General features: G+C 71.1%; 9 protein-coding genes. 5 read left to right on the plus strand and 4 right to left on the minus strand.

The window, feature by feature from the left end:
* Positions 1–59 precede the first annotated feature (59 nt).
* Positions 60–3269 (minus strand): alpha-L-rhamnosidase, encoded by a 3210-nt coding sequence (locus tag KUF83_RS21005; protein ID WP_217456276.1) that lies wholly within the window; start codon positions 3267–3269, stop codon positions 60–62.
* Positions 3270–3673: 404 nt separating this feature from the next.
* Here KUF83_RS21005 and KUF83_RS21010 point away from each other — a divergent pair, with 404 nt between their 5' ends.
* Entirely contained in the window at positions 3674–5074 is a 1401-nt protein-coding gene (locus KUF83_RS21010) for a cytochrome P450 (RefSeq protein WP_217456277.1), read from the plus strand.
* Positions 5075–5216: 142 nt separating this feature from the next.
* On the opposite strand, the gene KUF83_RS21015 is transcribed toward KUF83_RS21010, so the two are convergent.
* Both KUF83_RS21015 and KUF83_RS21020 read right to left on the minus strand, forming a co-directional pair.
* Positions 5217–8075, minus strand: coding sequence for a SpoIIE family protein phosphatase (locus KUF83_RS21015; RefSeq protein WP_254644116.1), 2859 nt, complete (start codon positions 8073–8075; stop codon positions 5217–5219).
* Positions 8076–8273: 198 nt separating this feature from the next.
* Complete coding sequence (locus KUF83_RS21020) at positions 8274–9662, minus strand: glycoside hydrolase family 43 protein (RefSeq protein ID WP_217456279.1); 1389 nt, start codon at positions 9660–9662, stop codon at positions 8274–8276.
* A 364-nt stretch (positions 9663–10026) separates the two neighbouring features.
* On the opposite strand from KUF83_RS21020, the gene KUF83_RS21025 reads away from it, so the two are divergent.
* The 3 genes from KUF83_RS21025 (at position 10027) to KUF83_RS21035 (ending at position 13205) form a co-directional block, all read left to right on the plus strand.
* The gene (locus KUF83_RS21025; RefSeq protein WP_217456280.1) at positions 10027–10926 is read left to right on the plus strand and encodes an SDR family oxidoreductase; all 900 of its coding nucleotides are present in this window, start codon (positions 10027–10029) and stop codon (positions 10924–10926) included.
* A gap of 88 nt (positions 10927–11014) precedes the next feature.
* A complete protein-coding gene (locus KUF83_RS21030; RefSeq protein ID WP_217456281.1) occupies positions 11015–11488 on the plus strand; it encodes an SRPBCC family protein in 474 nt (157 codons plus the stop codon).
* 82 nt (positions 11489–11570) lie between these two features.
* Entirely contained in the window at positions 11571–13205 is a 1635-nt protein-coding gene (locus KUF83_RS21035) for an NAD(P)/FAD-dependent oxidoreductase (protein WP_217456282.1), read from the plus strand.
* A 29-nt stretch (positions 13206–13234) separates the two neighbouring features.
* Here KUF83_RS21035 and KUF83_RS21040 read toward each other — a convergent pair whose 3' ends face one another.
* Complete coding sequence (locus KUF83_RS21040) at positions 13235–14416, minus strand: CdaR family transcriptional regulator (protein ID WP_217456283.1); 1182 nt, start codon at positions 14414–14416, stop codon at positions 13235–13237.
* Positions 14417–14598: 182 nt separating this feature from the next.
* Between KUF83_RS21040 and KUF83_RS21045 the strand changes: the two genes are divergently transcribed.
* Positions 14599–16392 carry an FAD-binding dehydrogenase gene (locus KUF83_RS21045; protein WP_217456284.1) on the plus strand — a complete coding sequence of 598 codons (1794 nt, stop codon included), beginning with the start codon at positions 14599–14601 and terminating at the stop codon, positions 16390–16392.
* Positions 16393–16538 lie beyond the last annotated feature (146 nt).

The raw sequence follows: 16538 nt of genomic DNA on the forward strand, positions 1-16538 counted from the left end.
CCCGGCCGGACCGTTCGCCGCGGCCGGGCACCCGCACAGGACCCACCGGACTCAGCGGGTCACGTGGTGAAGCGGTGGGTGCCCGAGCCGACCCGGTAGACCGCGCAGCCGTCCTCACTGCGCAGGAACGTCGCGGGGGTGTGGGTGACCGCCTTCGGCTCGGCCGCGGGGATCCACACCTCGGCTGTCGTGTTGGCGGGCACTGAGCACGTCAGGTCGAACCCGCCGGAGCGCTGTCGCCACCGGGTGGAGACGGGGCCGCGGACCGAGGCGAACGTGGCGCGTGCGGAGGTGACACCCCCGCCCGGACGAGGTCGCACGACGATGTGCCGGTAGCCGGGGCGGCCCGCCGCGATTCCGGCGATGTTGGTGTACATCCACTCGCCCACCGACCCGTAGGCGTAGTGGTTGAAGGAGTTCATGTCCGGGGTCTGGAAGCCGCCGTCGGGCCGGACGGAGTCCCAGCGCTCCCACATCGTGGTGGCGCCCTTGTCGATCTGGTAGCCCCAGCCGGGGTAGGACCGCTGCTGGAGCAGACGGTGTGCGACATCGGTGTGCCCCGTGTCGGTGAGGACGGGCAGCAGCCTGGGCGTGCCGAGGAAGCCCGTCGACAGGTGCCAGTCCTTGGCCTCGATCAGCGCGACGAGCCGGTCGGCGGCCGCCGTCCGCAGTTCTGTGGGCAGGAGGTCCATCGACAGGGCCAGTACATAGGCCGTCTGCGTGTCGCCCTTCACTCGGCCGTCGCTGGTGACGTACGCCTTCTGGAACGCCGTGCGTATGCGTTCGAAGAGGCCGGTGAAGGGGGCGGCGTCCTTGCCGAGTTCCTCGGCGATACGGGCCGCGAGGTCGGCGCTGTGGGCGAAGTACGCGGTGCCGATGACGTCCTTGGGTGTCTCGTCGGAGACGTTCAGCCAGTCGCCGTAGCCACTGGCGGGACGCAGCAGGTTGCTGCTGTTCCGCTCCAGGTACTTCAGCCAGGCCTGCACGGACGGCCAGGCGTCGTCGAGGACCTGCAGGTCGCCGTACGCCTGGTACAGGGACCAGGGGACCGTGACGCCCGCGTCGCCCCATCCCGCGACGCCGTCGCCGAGCGCGCCGACCGTGGGGGCCACGTCGGTGAAGGAACCCTCCGCGGTCTGCGCGTCCCGCAGGTCCACCAGCCACTTGGTGAGGAAGCGGGCCGACTCCATCGTGTACGCGGCGGTCGGAGCGAAGACGTTGATGTCGCCCGTCCAGCCCAGGCGTTCGTCGCGTGCGGGGGTGTCCGTCGGGACGGAGAGGAAGTTGCCGCGCTGGCCCCAAGTGATGTTGCTGTGCAGCTTGTTGAGCATCGGGACGTCGGTCTCGAAGTCGAGGGTGAACGGCGCCGACGTATGCATGACGCGACCGGTGACGGCTCCCGCGGACGGAGTACCGGGGAATCCCGTCACCTCCACGTAGCGGAAGCCGTGGAAGGTGAAGCGCGGCTCGTACGTCTCCTCGCCGCTGCCCTTGAGGACGTAGGTGTCGGTGGCCGCGGCGGTGCGCAGGTTCGCGGTGTAGAGGGTGCCGTCCGGGTTGAGGACCTCCGCATGTCTGAGGCGAACGGTGGTCCCGGCGTCTCCGGACACACGCAGCCGTACCGATCCGACCATGTTCTGGCCCAGGTCGAAGACGAAGACACCCGGCTCGGGCTCGGTCACCCGCTTGACCGGGAGCTCCTCGGCCACGCGGACCGGACCGTCCGGCTGGGCCACGATCAGAGGGGGAGCGGCGTCACCCGCGGCGCGCACACCGGGCCAGGCCCGGTCGTCGAAGCCCGGCGATGTCCAGCCGGAGGTCTCCTTGCGTGCGTCGTACGTCTCGCCGCTGAGCAGGTCGGCGGAGACGATCGGTCCGGGGGCGGCCCGCCAGTGGGTGCCCGAGGTGACGCGTTCGCTCGTTCCGTCGGCGTAGTCCACCTCCAACTGCGCCAGCAGAGCCGGGTGTTCGCCGTACTGGTGGGGACCGAACATGCCGACGTTGCCGGCGTACCAGCCCGGCGCCACGTACGCGCCGATGGCGTTGGCGCCCGGCCGCAGGAGCGTGGTCACGTCGTAGGTCTGGTACTGGACGCGTTCGCGGTAGTCGGTCCAGCCGGGGGCGAACTGGTCGCGGCCCACGCGGCGGCCGTTGAGGTGGGCTTCGTACAGGCCGAGGGCTGTCGCGTACAGGCGGGCGCGCGCCACCTTCTTGCGTGGGAGCCTGAACTCGTGCCGCAGTTGATGGGCGGCGAACGAGGCGGGGACGACCTTCCCCCACGGCCCGGCTCCCCAGTCGGCTGCCTCCTTCGCCGCCGGCCAGCCGCTGTCGTCGAAGTCGGCCCCTCGCCAGTCCGCGGCGGGTTCCTCGTCCGTCGACCTCCAGGAGTCGTCGGTGATGATCCGCTGTTCGCCGGTTGCCGTGCGCAGGCTGAGGACGGCGATCAGGCCGGCGGGCCCCACGGTCGCGTTGGTGGCCTCGACCGCCAGGACGTTTCTGCCCGGACGCAGCGGGGCGAGCACCTCGACGACGGCGGGGCGGCGCCACCCCTGGTTGTCCGTGGCGAGGTCGGTGCGGGCCACCTCGGTGCCGTTCACGGAGACGGCGTACACGTTGTCGGCGGTGATGGCCAGGGTCGCCGCCGTTACCGCCACCGGGAGTTCGACGACGCGGCGGAACCAACGGGTGGCCGCCGGTGCGCTGGTGGCCGGCTCGCCTTCCGGGAACCAGATCCAGGCGCTGCCCTCGAAGGACGGGGCGTCCGTGAGGGCCGCGGGAGCGGAGACCCAGTGTGCGGACCACTGCGCGGCGTCCACGAGACCGGTCTCCCACCACGACGGCTCGCTCCAGGCCGAGGCGTTGCCGTCGCCGTCCCACACACGGACGGACCAGAAGTAGCGTGTGCGGGGCTTGAGCCGAGGTCCCGCGTAGGGCACCAGGACGGACTCGGCGGACGCGATCCTTCCGCTGTCCCAGACGTCCGGGTGGGTGAGGCGCGTGGCGCTGGAGGCCACGCGGACCCGATAGCCGCTCTGCCGCGCGCCGGGCTCGTCCGATGTCATCGGCCAGCTCAGCCGGGGGCGTTGTACGTCGATGCCCAGGGGATGCCGCACGTACTCGACGGTCGGCGCGGTGACGCGCAGGGAGCCGCGGTGCGTGCCTGCCCGGGCCGGTGGGGAAGCCGGTGCGGCCACCGCGGAACCGGCGTCGGTGGCCGCGGCGGCCACGGTTGCCGCCGTACCCGCCAGGATGTTCCTCCTGCTGATCACGGGGACTCCTCAGATAGGAGATATGAATCGATTCACGCCGGTGAACGTAGAGGCGTACGGGGTGAGGGTCAATGAGTGTGGGGCATCTTCTTGACGATCCGTCGGACAATGGCCGGAGCCCTTATGGGGTCCGAGGTGTCAGAGCCGTCGTGGATTGAACGGTTTCAATGAGGCGAGCCGACGCAGCGGGGGGTGCGTCCATCGCTCGTCCGGCGGTGCGGCCGGCAGGTGAAGCAGAGGACCGGAGCACCGGATCGCGACCGCGCGCCTGCCTGATCCGTCACCGGGCCGGCCGGCGCGCCCCGTCGTTCCTTCGCTGATGTGGCCTGGGGTAGGGTCCCCAAGGTTTCCGGCTACCGGCTGAAAGGGCGTCGGTACAGGGAGTGTTGGAGGGCGGCGAGACGATGGAATCCCGGTCGGGCGAGGGCGGATCCGTGGATCTGGACGACACGCGGTTGGAGGCGATGACGCCTGAACCGCTGCTGACCCGGGACTACGAGACGCGGCCCTCCCTCGTGTACGAGCGGCTGAGGCAGCGGCACGGCCCGGTGGCTCCCGTCGACCTTCTCGGGGTGCCCGCCTGGCTGGTCCTCGGTTACCGGGAGGCGTTCGACGTGCTCCAGGACGACGACGCGTGGCCGAAGGGGCTGGAGAGGTGGCGGGCCCGTTCGGAGGGCCGGGTGCCGGCCGACTGGCCTCTCGGACCGTCGCTCGAGGTCAACCACGTGCTCATCCAGGGCGGTCCGGGGTACCAGCCGCTGCGGACGGCGTGGGACCTGGCCCTCAAGCCGTTCCAGGACCCGCGCCACCCTCAGGCGAAGAGGCTCAAGGCCGCTGTCACCGCCTACGCGGACGAACTGATCACCCTGGTCGGACAGGCCGGCGGGACCGGACTGGCGGACTTGTCCGCCCAGTTCGCGAGGCCGCTGCCGCTGATGGTGGCGAGTCATCTGCTCGGATTTCCCGGTTCGCAGGGCGACGACGCGCTGATGGACATGTGGCGGGTGCTGGACGCGGGACCGGACGCGGAGCCCGCCCTGGAACGGCTGCTCGCGACGCTGGCGGAGCTGGCGGCGGCGAAGCGGGAGAAGCCCGGGGACGACTTCCCCTCCTACCTGCTGGCGGCACACCCCGACCTCTCGCTCGACGAGCTGGCCAGGGAACTGTTCATGCTGCTGGGCATGACGTCCGACCACGTCGGCATCCTCGTCTCCAACACGGTGGTCGAGGTCATCTCGGGTGAGGGCGGCGTACGGGCCAGCCTGTCCGCCGGGCTGGTCAGGGAGTCCATGAACCGGGTGGTCATGCGGAAGCCGCCGCTGGTGAACTTCGTCCCGCGGTTCGCCGCCAAGGACACCCCGCTCGGCAACTACACGATCCGGGAGGGCGATCCGGTATGGGTCTCCTCCGCCGCGGCGCACGCCGACCCGCTCTTCTCCGACAACGTGTGCCCGAGCACGACGGTCAGCACCCGGGCACATCTGTCATGGGGCGCGGGCCGTCGCCAGTGTCCCGCGCGCGAGCTGGCGTCGACGGTCGCGGCGGTCGGTGTGGGCCGCCTGTTCGAGCGGTTCTCCCATCTGGACCTCGCCCTGCCGGTCGACCAACTGCCCTGGCGCTCCTCGCCCTTCATGCGGGGCCTGCGTTCGCTGCCCGTACGGTACGAGCTCGCTCCGGTGTCCGAGCGCCGGCGGGCACCCGACGCCGCACCCGAGACCGCCGAGACGGTGATCCCGGACCCGTCCGCCCGGCAGCGCTCGTCACTGTGGCGCTATCTGACAGACCTGATCCGCGTCGGCCGCTGACCCCCACGGCGGATGCCCCCGGTTGCGATGACGGCCTGTCCACCCGGGGCATCTGCCTGTGAGTAGGGCCCTGCGCGGTTCGAGGGGTGCGAGGACCCTCCTGACGGGTAGGGCGAGGGCCCGTCGGCACGGTGACGGGCGATCAGGCCGCTCGGTCGAAGAAGGGCAGGAGGGCATCGGGTGACTCCGGGCCGGTCAGAGCCTGTTCCGTCCAGATGCACTTGCCGGTCGCGGTGTGGCGCGTCCCCCACCGCTGGGACAGCGCGGCAACCAGTTGCAGGCCCCGGCCCCCCTCGTCGGTCTCGGACGCCCGGCGGATCCGAGGCGTGGTGAGGCTGCCGTCGGAGACCTCGCAGATCAGGGTGCGACTGCGCACCAGGCGGAGCTGAACCGGCCCCTTGGCATGGCGCACGACATTGCCCACCAACTCGCTGGCCAGCAGCTCCGTCGTCATGGTCAGCTCGTCGAGGCCCCAGTGGGACAGCTGTTCCCGGACGTGCCTGCGCGCCTCGCCCGCTGCCTGTGGTTCCGGGGAGAGCGGCCAGGCGACGACCGAATCGGCGGGCAGCCGGCGTACGCGGACGACGAGCAGGGCCGCGTCGTCGGCGGACTGCTGCTGAGCGGGGAGCAGGCCGGCGGTGAGCTTCTCGCACAGGAGGTCCAGGTCGTCCTTGGAGTCCTCGCCGAGCAGGCGGGCCAGCTGGGCCATACCGGTGTCGATGTCACGGCTGACGGACTCGACCAGCCCGTCGGTGTAGAGGACGAGGAGCGCGCCCTCGGGCAGCGGGAGTTCGACGCTTTCGAAAGGCGGGGAACCGGCTCCCAGCGGCGGGTTCAGCGCCACCTCGGGGAAGTCGACCGTTCCGTCGGGGCGGACCACGGCAGGCGGCGGGTGCCCGGCGCAGGCGAACGCCCAGACGCCGGTCGTCGGGTCGTAGACCCCGTAGAGACAGGTGGCGTACGAGTCGTCACCGAGCTCGGCGACGATGTCGTTGAGGTGGGCGAGGATCTCGTCGGGCGGCAGCTCCAGATCGGTGAGGGTGTGCACGGCCGTGCGCAGACGTCCCATGGTGGCGGCCTCCGGCGTGCCGTGGCCCATCACGTCGCCGATCACGAGGGCGACCCGGTCCCCGGAGAGCGGGATGATGTCGTACCAGTCGCCGCCCACGTCCATGCCCTGCTGGGCGGGCAGGTAGCGCGCCGCGGAGGTGCAGGCGGGCACCGAGGGCAGCGCCCGGGGGAGCAGGCCGCGCTGCAGTTCCTGGGCGCGGACGTGTTCGGCGTCGAAGAGCCGGGCCCGTTCCACGGCCTGGGCGACGAGACCGCTGAGCGCGACCAGGAGGGTGCGTTCCTCGCCGGTGAAGGCGCGCGGCCGGTCGAAGCTGATCACGCACACGCCGACGGGGTGGTCCGAGGCGATCAGGGGAAGGAAGGCCCACGCCTGTTTGTGGCCCGCCGCGGGCTGGCCGGCCTGCTTCGGGTAGCGCGACGCGTACTCCTCGGGCGAGGAGAAGAACTGCGGGGTGCGGGTGAGCAGTGCGTCCGTGACCGCGGTCCGGCCCGAGACGGGCAGGTGGTCCACCCGGTCGACGAACTCCCGGGAGTAGCCGACGCTGCCGACGACCCGGGTGTGCTCGTCCTCGATGACCTGGATCATGAGCCCGGCGGCGCCGAACGGTGGCAGGACGTGCCGGGCCACCGCGTCCACCACTCCCTGCGAGCCGATGGCCCTGGCGAGCGCGGCCGTCAGTTCTCCGACGCGGGCGGCCCGTTCGGCCTGGGCGTGGGCGGCGGCCTCCAGCTCGGCGTCCCGCATCCGCTTCTCGTGGATGTCGGTGAAGAAGACGGCCAGTCCCTCGGGAAGCGGTACCAGCCGAAGGTGGGACCAGCGCCGGGTCCTGGGTGCCAGGATGTCCAGCCCGGTGGGGGTGGACCCGGCGGCCGTCTCCTCGCAGAGGGACCGCAGACCGGGTACCCGCAGCGCGGCAAGATCCCATACGAGGTGCCCGATCAGCTCCTGGCCGCGGCCGAGGACGCGTTCCGCCTCCTTGTTGAGGAAGGTGATCCGCCACTGGTGGTCGAGGGTGAGGAATCCGTCGCTCATGTGACGCAGGGCCCGGCTGATGGCGTCACGGGCGCTGCGGGACCCGGTGGTGTCCCAGAGGGTGCCGACCATGCCGACGGGCCGGTCGCCGTCCGCGAGCTTGACCTGTCCGCGTACCTGGACCCATCCGACGGTGCCGTCCGCGCGGTTCATCCGGTACTCGGTGCCGTACGGGCTGTGGTCACGGATCGCCTTGTCGACCTCGGCGGTCACCAGGGGCCGGTCGTCGGGATGGACGCGGTCCAGCCAGGTCTCCGCCCGCCGGTCGAACTCCTCCGGCAAGAAGCCGAGCACGGTCATCGCCGCCTCGTCCAGCTTCACCTCGTCGGTCGCCATGACCCACTCCCAGGAACCGACGCGTACGGCCTCCAGCGCCTGTTGCAGGAGCGGGCCCGGCGGATGCTCCGGCGGTGCCGGCTCCTTGGGCAGGAGAGGGCGGCCCAGCCGTTCGGCGACCCAGCCGGCCACGGACTCCAGGAAGGACCACTGTCCGGATTCGGGGGTGTACGAGGTGCCGGTGACGACGGTGAGCGCGCCGGGCGGTCCGTCGGGCCCGGGCAGCGGGACGGTGGCGAGACCCCGGCCGCACTCCGCGCCCGCGGAGGTGGTGCCGCTGGAGGGCTCGCCGTGCGAGACCGCCGGCAGCCAGATGCGGGCACCTTCGCGTACGGCCCGGACCGGAGGGAGTCCTCCGTCGTCCGGGATGCGCACCCAGGATTCCGTCATGGCCGGGGGCAGACCGCTGCTCGCGACCAGATGCAGGCCTCGCAGGCTTTCGGGGCCGCCCATATGGACCATGCCGCCGATCCCGCCGAGTTCCGCCACGGCGTGTTCCAGGGCGAGACGGATCGCCTCGGTCACCGTGACACCGTCGTCGATCGTACGGAGAATGGCCATTCGCCCATTCATGAGCTCAATATACAGAGAGCCCATAAATCAAGTGATGTGATGCGGAATATCGTTCCATCGCCCATGAAGACGTTTGTGGTGGGTTTGCCGCACGATCCTGCGGCGGCGCCGGGGTGGTGATCGTTCGTGCAGGGCGCCGCACGCCGGTGACACCTTCCCGGCCGCCGCCGACGTGCGGTCCGGGGTTCAGTAACCGACGCGGAACGTCGCGTCCTGCTGCTCGGTGGACGTGGAGACCGGATCGATGCGCAGCACGTAGTTGGAGTGGCGGATGTAGCGGGTCGGGTTGTTGTACGAGCGGAACGACGCCCAGCTGGAGTCCGCGAGGCCCGCCGTGCGGTGGAAGGTGGCGTCGCCCGCGAACGTCGACGTGCCGTCGTTGACGTCGAGTTGGAGCTGGTAGTTGTAGTGGCGCAGGTAGCGGGTGGGATGGCTCACCGACTGGAAGGAGACCGCGGAGCTGTCGGCGAGGCCGGGGACGAGCTTCCACTGCGCGTCGGTCCAGAGGTCGAACGGGTAGGTGTCGATGCGCGCCGCGTAGTTGGCGTGGCGGACGTAACGGGCCGGGTAGTTGTACGACTTGAGCCGGTTCCAGCCCGGCGCGCCCCACTTGGTGAGCAGGTTGTTGTACTCGGTCGTGGTGATGGTCGTGATGCCGCAGTGTTTGGAGTTGACCGGCTGGGTGTAGGTCTTCTGGTCGAGCGCGGTCCAGGTGCCCGAGGCCAGGTTGGTGGACTGCCAGGCGTAGAAGACGCCGTTGGGGGTGTACGTGTCTCCCCAGAGGTACCAGTTGCTGGAGGTCAGTGACTTGAACACGGTCGGGGCCTCGGTGCCCCCGTGCGCCACGCCGGTGCTGAACTCGGTGAAGCTGCCCGGGTTGAGTGACGTGGACCGCGCGGCCACCAGTGTCTGGTTCTTCTTGAAGAAGAGGTAGTTGACCCCGTTGACGCCGACGGCCATGTTGCCGTCGATGACGTCGTAACCGGGGTCGAAGAAGACCTGAGGGGCCGAGGCGGTGACGAAGTCGCTGGTGTAGTTCACCATGATCACGTTGTGGCCGCTGGAGTTGACCGAGGAGTAGATGACCGCGTACTGGCCCCGGCCGGCGTCCCAGAACGCCTCGGGGGCCCAGCTGTGGGTGGTCATGTCGTGGAGCTTGAGGCGGCGGTAGCCCGTGAAGGTGCGCAGGTCGGCGGAGTCCCAGACGTGGATGTACTGGCTGTTGTACGCCCAGTCGGTGCCCTTGAGGTCGGTGGCCATCGCGACGAAGGTGCCGTCCTGCTTGCGCATGAGGAACGGGTCGCGCAGGCCGAGGGCGCCCGCCGTGGGGGTGACCACGGGATTGTTCTGGTTGAGCGGCGTCCAGTTGAGCGAGTCGGGGCTGACCGCGAGATGGAGGCCGTAGTCGGTGCCCGCACCGAGGCTGGTCGACTCGGTGAAGTAGCACATCACGTACGCCGAGTCGGCCGCGTGTGCGGTCCCGGCGCCGAGGGTCAGTACGCCGGACACGGCGAGGGGAGTGGTGGCGGCCATACCCAGGAACAGGCGTCGGGACGGCTGAGGTCTTGCGCTCATCTTGCTCTCCAGGCGGGTGCGGGGGTGCGGGGCGGAGTGAGCGGTGGCGCGGTGTGTGCGGGAGGGGGCGTCGGGCACGCCCACAACCCATCGAGGATCGATATTTCGAACGTGGTTCGGAAAGTCGATCAGAAAGTAGAGGGGCCCCTGGGTGCGCGTCAATCACTCTGTCGATGCTGGGGTTTTCCTGTGTCTCCAGGTGGAGGACGCGGAGGATCTTCGCGAGCGGGCCGCGGTGTCGCGCCGGACTGGATCGTGGTCGGATGGGAAGGGACTCCACTTCCCGCATCCGGGTACACAGCAGTCCTGGGGAACGACCTCTCGTCCGTCCGCAAGCGACCGAGCCAGGCAGGAAGGGGGCCCCGTGGCACACGATCCGCTGCGTGACCGCACGGTGGTGGTGACCGGAGCGGCCCGGGGACTGGGAGCCGCCCTGGCACGTGATCTGGCCGACCGGGGCGCCCGGCTGGCGCTCCTCGGGCACGAGAAGGAGGCCCTGGAGGCGTTGGCGGCCGAGCTGCCCGTCCCGGCGGTGGCCTGGGAGGTCGACATCACCGACGACGCGGCCATGGCCGACGTCGCCCGCGAGGTGCGCGTACGCCTCGGCACGCCGTCCGTGGTGATCGCCAACGCGGGCATCGCCGAGGGCGGCCCCTTCGCCGAGTCGGACGCGGCGACCTGGCGCCGGGTGGTCGACGTCAATCTCACCGGCAGCGCGATCACCGCGCGCACCTTCCTGCCCGACCTGGTGACCACGGCGGGCTACTTCCTGCAGGTCGCCTCACTGGCGTCGATCGGCGCGGCGCCGATGATGAGCGCCTACTGCGCGTCGAAGGCGGGTGCCGAGTCCTTCGCCCACTCCCTCCGGGCCGAGGTGGCGCACCAGCGCGTCGCGGTGGGCATCGCCTACCTCAACTGGACCGACACCGACATGATCCGCGACGCCGACGAGCACGCCGTGCTGCGCGAGCTGCGCACCCACATGCCGCCGCCCGCCCGCCGCGTATGGCCCGTACAGAAGGTGGCCCCCCGGCTGGTGCGCGCGATCGAGCGGCGGCGCACCGCCGTGTACGTGCCGTCCTGGCTCCGCGCCGCCCAGCTGGGCCGTGCCGTGCTGCCACCGGTCGTGATGCGCCTGTCACGCCGGACACTGCCCCGGCTGGCGGCACGGGAGCCGTTCCGGCCGACGGGGCTGCTCGGCGCCGGCGGCCGGGCCGACCGGGACGGGCGCGGGGCTCCCCGTACGCCGGAGGAGCGCTGCTGAAACGACGCCGTCCTCGGTTGAACTCCGGATGCGGGGGGACTCGAAGTCGGCACTCCTTTCCCGTGGGTGCCAGACGAGGGAGGCAGTCGTGGCCGTACGACACAGGCTGATCAAGAAGAGTCCCCGCGAGGTGTGGGCCGTCCTCGCCGACGGCACCCGGTACGCGGACTGGGTCGTCGGGACGGCGTCCTCGTATCCCGTGCGCGGACAGTGGCCGAAGGTGGATGCCGCCATCGCGTACGAGGTGCGGGTCGGCTTCTACGGCTTCACCAACGAGACCGTCGTACGGGCCTGTGACGAGGGGCGCGAACTGGAGCTGGAGGCGAAGGCCGGTCCTCTCGGCACGGCCCGTATCGCGATCGAGCTGCGCCCCTGGGGCGAGGACACCCTGGTGGTCATCGACGAGCATCCGCTGCGGGGTGTCGGCGGCACGCTGCACAACGTCGGCGTGGAAGCACTCATCCAGCTGAGGCACCGGACCATGCTCAAACGCCTGGCGGACGTGTGCGAGCACGGGCGGGGCCGGCCCGAGCCCGTCCGCGCGGAGCCGAAGCCCGCATGACCCGGACAGTACGCGGGACGGGGCCGGCCGGCCCCGGTACCCCCGCGACGGTGAAGCCGGTGCGGCGAGACGGGAGGCGTCCATGCCGGACGCGGTAGTCATCGGAGCGGGACCCAACGGGCTCGTCGCCGCCAACCTGCTGGCCGACGAGGGCTGGAGCGTCGAAGTCCTGGAGGAGCAGGACGAGCCCGGGGGCGCGGTCCGGCACGACCACGGGGTCGACCCCGACTTCGCGAGCGACCTCTTCAGCTCCTTCTATCCGCTGGCCGCGGCCTCGCCCGTCCTCGCCGGACTGCACCTGGAGCGGTACGGGCTGCGCTGGAGCCATGCGCCCGCGGTACTGGCCCACCCCCTGTCCGACGGCAGGTGTGCCGTCCTCGGCCGCGACCTGGATGACACCGCCGCGTCCCTGGAGGCCTTCGCGGACGGCGACGGCGACGCCTGGCGCGAGCTGCACCGGATCTGGGAGCGGCTGCGGCCCGACCTGCTGGAAGCACTGTTCACGCCCTTCCCGCCGGTGCGGGCAGGCGCCCGGCTGGCCATGCGCCTGCGGGCCGCCGGAGGCCTGCGGATGGCTCGCTCGCTCGTGCTGCCGGTGCGGCGCCTGGGGGAGGAGGAGTTCCGCGGAGAGGGCGGCAGGCTGCTGCTCGCGGGCAACGCGCTGCACGCCGACCTCGCCCCCGAGTCCGCGGGGAGCGGTGGGTTCGGCTGGCTGATGTCGATGCTGGGCCAGACGTACGGCTTTCCCGTACCCGCAGGTGGTTCGGGCGCTCTCACCGCGGCACTGACGCGGCGGCTCCAGGAGCGCGGCGGTGTCCTGCGGTGCGGTGAACGTGTCAGCCGTGTCGTCGTCCGGCAGGGGAGGGCCGTGGCAGTACGCACGGCCGGCGGTGAGACGGTGTCCGCGGGCCGGGCCGTGCTGGCGGACGTGTCCGCTCCCGCCCTGTACGGCGATCTGGTCGACAGCGCCGACCTGCCGCCTCAGGTGCTGGCCGACCTGCGCCGGTTCCAGTGGGACTTCGCCACCTTCAAGGTGGACTGGGCCCTCGACGGCTCCGTGCCGTGGCAGGCCCCCGGCGCGGCCGGGGCGGGCACCGTGCACCTGGCGGACGGCGTCGACGAGCTGACGCGGTTCGCCGCGCAGGTCGCCATGGGGCTGGTCCCGGACCGGCCGTTCTCGCTGTTCGGGCAGATGACGACCGCGGACGCCACCCGCTCGCCCGCGGGCACCGAGTCGGCCTGGGCCTACACCCACGTCCCGCACCGGATCACGGGCGACGCCGGTGACGAAGGGCTGGCCGGGACCTGGGACGCGAAGGAGCAGGAGCTCATGGCCGACCGGGTCGAGCGGCAGGTCGAGCGTTTCGCGCCCGGGTTCCGTTCCCTGATCCGGGCCCGCCGGATCCTCGCCCCGCCCACGCTGCAGGCCATGGACGCCAATCTGTACGGGGGTGCCATCAACGGCGGCACCACGGCCCTGCACCAACAGCTCGTCTTCCGGCCCGTACCGGGGACGGGGCGCCCGGAAACCCCGGTCAAGAACCTGTACCTGGCATCCGCCTCGGCGCATCCGGGAGGCGGTGTGCACGGGGCCCCTGGTTCCAACGCCGCCCGGGCCGCCCTGCGCAAGAACCTTCCCACCGGTCTGAGCCGCGCCCAGGGCCTGCTGGCCCGCCGCAACCGAAAGGGAGAGCTCAACCTGGGTCCTGGCACCTGATCGAACCGGCTTCCCCCTCCCGTCGGCCATCACGACGGTGAGGGGGGATCCCGGTCCTCGCCGAGCCAGGTGGTCAGGGCCCACCACCAGTTGAGCGTGCTCAGGGGTTCGGAGAGAGGTCCGGACGTGAGGTCGGTCGGTGTGTGGCCGGTGATCTGCTGCAGGCGGCCGAGCCGGTACCGGACGGTGTTGGGGTGGGTGAACAGGGCCGTCGCGGTCTGGTCCAGACGCCGGCCGTTGTCCAGGAACGTCAGGGCGGTGAGGGCGAGTTGGCGGTGGAAGCCGTCCGCCCGGTCGAGAGCTCCCAGGAGCCGGGTGCTCAGGTGCTCGCCCATGAGCGGCTGGTCGGCGAGGGCGATCTCGGCGGCCAGGTCGGTCAGTTCGTACAGGCCGTGACGTCCTCGCCGCACACCGATCTCCACGGCGCGCACGCACAGGCGGTACAGCGGCCGGATCTCCTCCAGCGGAGCGGCCGGTGAGACCACGACCAGAGCCGACGTCGGCGTCTCCCGGCCTTCGGGCCTGCGGTGGCACAGGCCGGCCAGCCGTCCCTCGACGAGGCCGAAGACCGTGCCGGGGCCGGAGAGACCGTCCGTGAGAAGGCGCGCGGACGTGGGATCGTCGGCGCCCGTGACAAGGCAGTGGAACGGCCCGCCGCCGGGCCGCATCCCGGCTCCGGCCATCTCCAGAGGGGACGGCACGACGCCGCCGACCAGCAGCCTCCGGAGCACGTTCGTGCGGACCTCGGCCGTCTCGTGCGGTGTGGCCCGCTCGGCGGCACGGTATCCGTTGATCACATGGCGTTCGACCGCGTCGCCGTACTCGTTCAGGCGCAGGACGACGTCGAGAACGGTGCCGTCCGCCACTCCCGCCGCCCGGCAGCGGTCGACGGTGATCTCCACCGCGCGGTTGAGGGCGGCTTGGACGCCCCGCAGGACCGCGGTCATCGCGACGCCCTGGCCCGCCCGGTCGGCACCCAGCAACAGGGCGGCTGTGAAGTCCTGTTGCTCGATCCCGTCGAAGGTGGCGAACCACTCGCCGGCGGCTCGGATCATCGCGGTGACGTGGGAGAGGCTCTCCGCCTCGGTGAGCCGGGCGACTTCGGGGGAGTGGGCCCGGGCCGCGCGGACGAGTTCGCCGCACACGTCGCCGTCCACGGCCATCGTCCGCAGGATCTCCGTCACCGGCTCGCGTTCGTGGACGACAGTCATGGTCCTTCTCCGTCCGCGCTGTTGCCGGGCCACAACGAAACCGTCGTCACGTTGGTCCCCGGCCACTACCACATTGCTGTGACGACCTGGTTCCCTGTGGGCTACCGACGGTAACAGCACGGCCGTCGCAGGAACATCCCCGGTGTCTCCCGCACCCCTCGCACCCCTCCGGAAGGCAGCCCATGGAGAACTCTGCGGCCTCGGCCGAGATCACGCGCCGTCGCGCCCTGACAGCGACGGGCGGCGCGGTCGCCGGTGTGGCCCTCGCGCAGGCGACGGCTCCGGCCTTCGCCGCCTCGGCCGCCTCCGCCGACGCGGACGCGATCGTCGTCGGCGGCGGACTCGCCGGACTGGTCGCGACGGCGGAACTGGCCGCGGCGGGACGCAAGGTGCTGCTCCTCGACCAGGAACCGGAGTCGAACCTGGGCGGGCAGGCGTTCTGGTCCTTCGGCGGCCTGTTCTTCGTCAACTCCCCCGAACAGCGGACGATGGGCATCAAGGACTCCAAGGACCTGGCCTGGCAGGACTGGCTGGGCACGGCGGGCTTCGACCGCGGCATCGACGACAAGTCGGGCCAGGACTACTGGGCCCACAAGTGGGCCGAGGCCTACGTCGACTTCGCCTCCGGGGAGAAGCACGACTGGCTCCACAGTCTCGGGATGCAGTGGTTCCCCATCGTCGGCTGGGCCGAGCGCGGCGGCGGCCTCGCGGACGGGCACGGCAACTCGGTGCCCCGCTTCCACATCACCTGGGGCACGGGCCCGGCGGTGGTCGAGCCGTTCGAGAAGAAGGTCCGGGCCGCGGTCGAGGACGGCAAGGTGACCTTCAAGTTCCGGCACCGCGTCGACGGGATCGTGACGTCGGGCGGCACCGTCACCGGCGTACGCGGCGCGGTCCTGGAGCCGAGCTCCGTCACTCGCGGCAAGCGCAGTTCCCGTACCGTCGTCGGCGAGTTCGAGCTGCGTGCCCCGGTCGTGATCGTCACCTCCGGCGGCATCGGCGCCAACCACGACCTCGTACGCCAGAACTGGCCGGCCCGTCTCGGCACCGCGCCCAAGTCGATGATCACCGGCGTGCCGGCATACGTGGATGGCCGGATGCTCGCGATCACCGAGAAGGCGGGCGGCCGGATCGTCAACCCCGACCGCATGTGGCACTACACCGAGGGCCTCAAGAACTACGACCCGATCTGGCCCGACCACGGCATCCGCATCCTGCCGGGCCCGTCGTCCATGTGGTTCGACGCCACCGGCAAGCGGTTCAGCGCACCCGACATGCCCGGCTACGACACCCTGCACACGCTCAAGTCGATCACCGACACCGGGTACGACTACTCCTGGTTCGTCACCACCCAGAAGATCATCGCCAAGGAGTTCGCGCTCTCCGGCTCCGAGCAGAACCCGGACCTCACCGAGAAGAACATCTGGATGCTGCTCTCCCGCGTCTGGCAGACCCCGGAGCCGATCGAGAAGTTCAAGAAGAACGGTGTGGACTTCGTCGTCGCCACGACGCTGTCCGAACTCGTCCGCGGCATGAACAAGCTGACCGGGGACGGCCTGATCGACCTGGCCGACCTACAGCGGCAGATCGACGCGCGCGACCGGGAGATGGACAACCCCTACAGCAAGGACCTCCAGGTCATGGGCATCCGTAACGCCCTCGCCTATCCCGGGGACACCATCAGCCGGACGGCCGCCGCCCACAAGATCATGGACCCGAGCGCCGGGCCGCTCATCGCCGTTCGCCTCAACATCCTCACCCGCAAGACCCTCGGAGGCCTCCAGACCGACCTCTCCGGCCGCGTCCTCGACGCGTCCGGCACCCCGGTCGCGGGACTGTACGCGGCCGGAGAGGTCTCGGGCTTCGGCGGCGGCGGTGTGCACGGATACCGCTCCCTGGAGGGCACCTTCCTCGGGGGCTGCCTCTTCTCGGGCCGCGTGGCGGGCCGCGCGGCCGCCCGGGCGACCGGGACCTGAACCGACGAGCCCGCGAGGGCTCGCCGGCGTGGCTCTCGTTCAACTCGTCGTGCGGCGGCGAGTTGAACGGGACCCGCCACCAAGGGCCGGCCGACGCCCGTCTCGAAGAACTTCGTCCAAAGACCGCTCAGTTCCCGGACGAACTC

Source organism: Streptomyces sp. BV286 (assembly GCF_019090165.1).
Classification (GTDB): domain Bacteria; phylum Actinomycetota; class Actinomycetes; order Streptomycetales; family Streptomycetaceae; genus Streptomyces.

Bases quoted from the DNA above. Each gene is read 5' to 3' on its own strand.
- KUF83_RS21010 (WP_217456277.1), top strand. From the start codon at position 3,674: ATGGAATCCCGGTCGGGCGAGGGCGGATCCGTGGATCTGGACGACACG.
- KUF83_RS21015 (WP_254644116.1), bottom strand. From the start codon at position 8,075: ATGGCCATTCTCCGTACGATCGACGACGGTGTCACGGTGACCGAGGCG.
- KUF83_RS21020 (WP_217456279.1), bottom strand. From the start codon at position 9,662: ATGAGCGCAAGACCTCAGCCGTCCCGACGCCTGTTCCTGGGTATGGCC.
- KUF83_RS21035 (WP_217456282.1), top strand. From the start codon at position 11,571: ATGCCGGACGCGGTAGTCATCGGAGCGGGACCCAACGGGCTCGTCGCC.
- KUF83_RS21040 (WP_217456283.1), bottom strand. From the start codon at position 14,416: ATGACTGTCGTCCACGAACGCGAGCCGGTGACGGAGATCCTGCGGACG.
- KUF83_RS21045 (WP_217456284.1), top strand. From the start codon at position 14,599: ATGGAGAACTCTGCGGCCTCGGCCGAGATCACGCGCCGTCGCGCCCTG.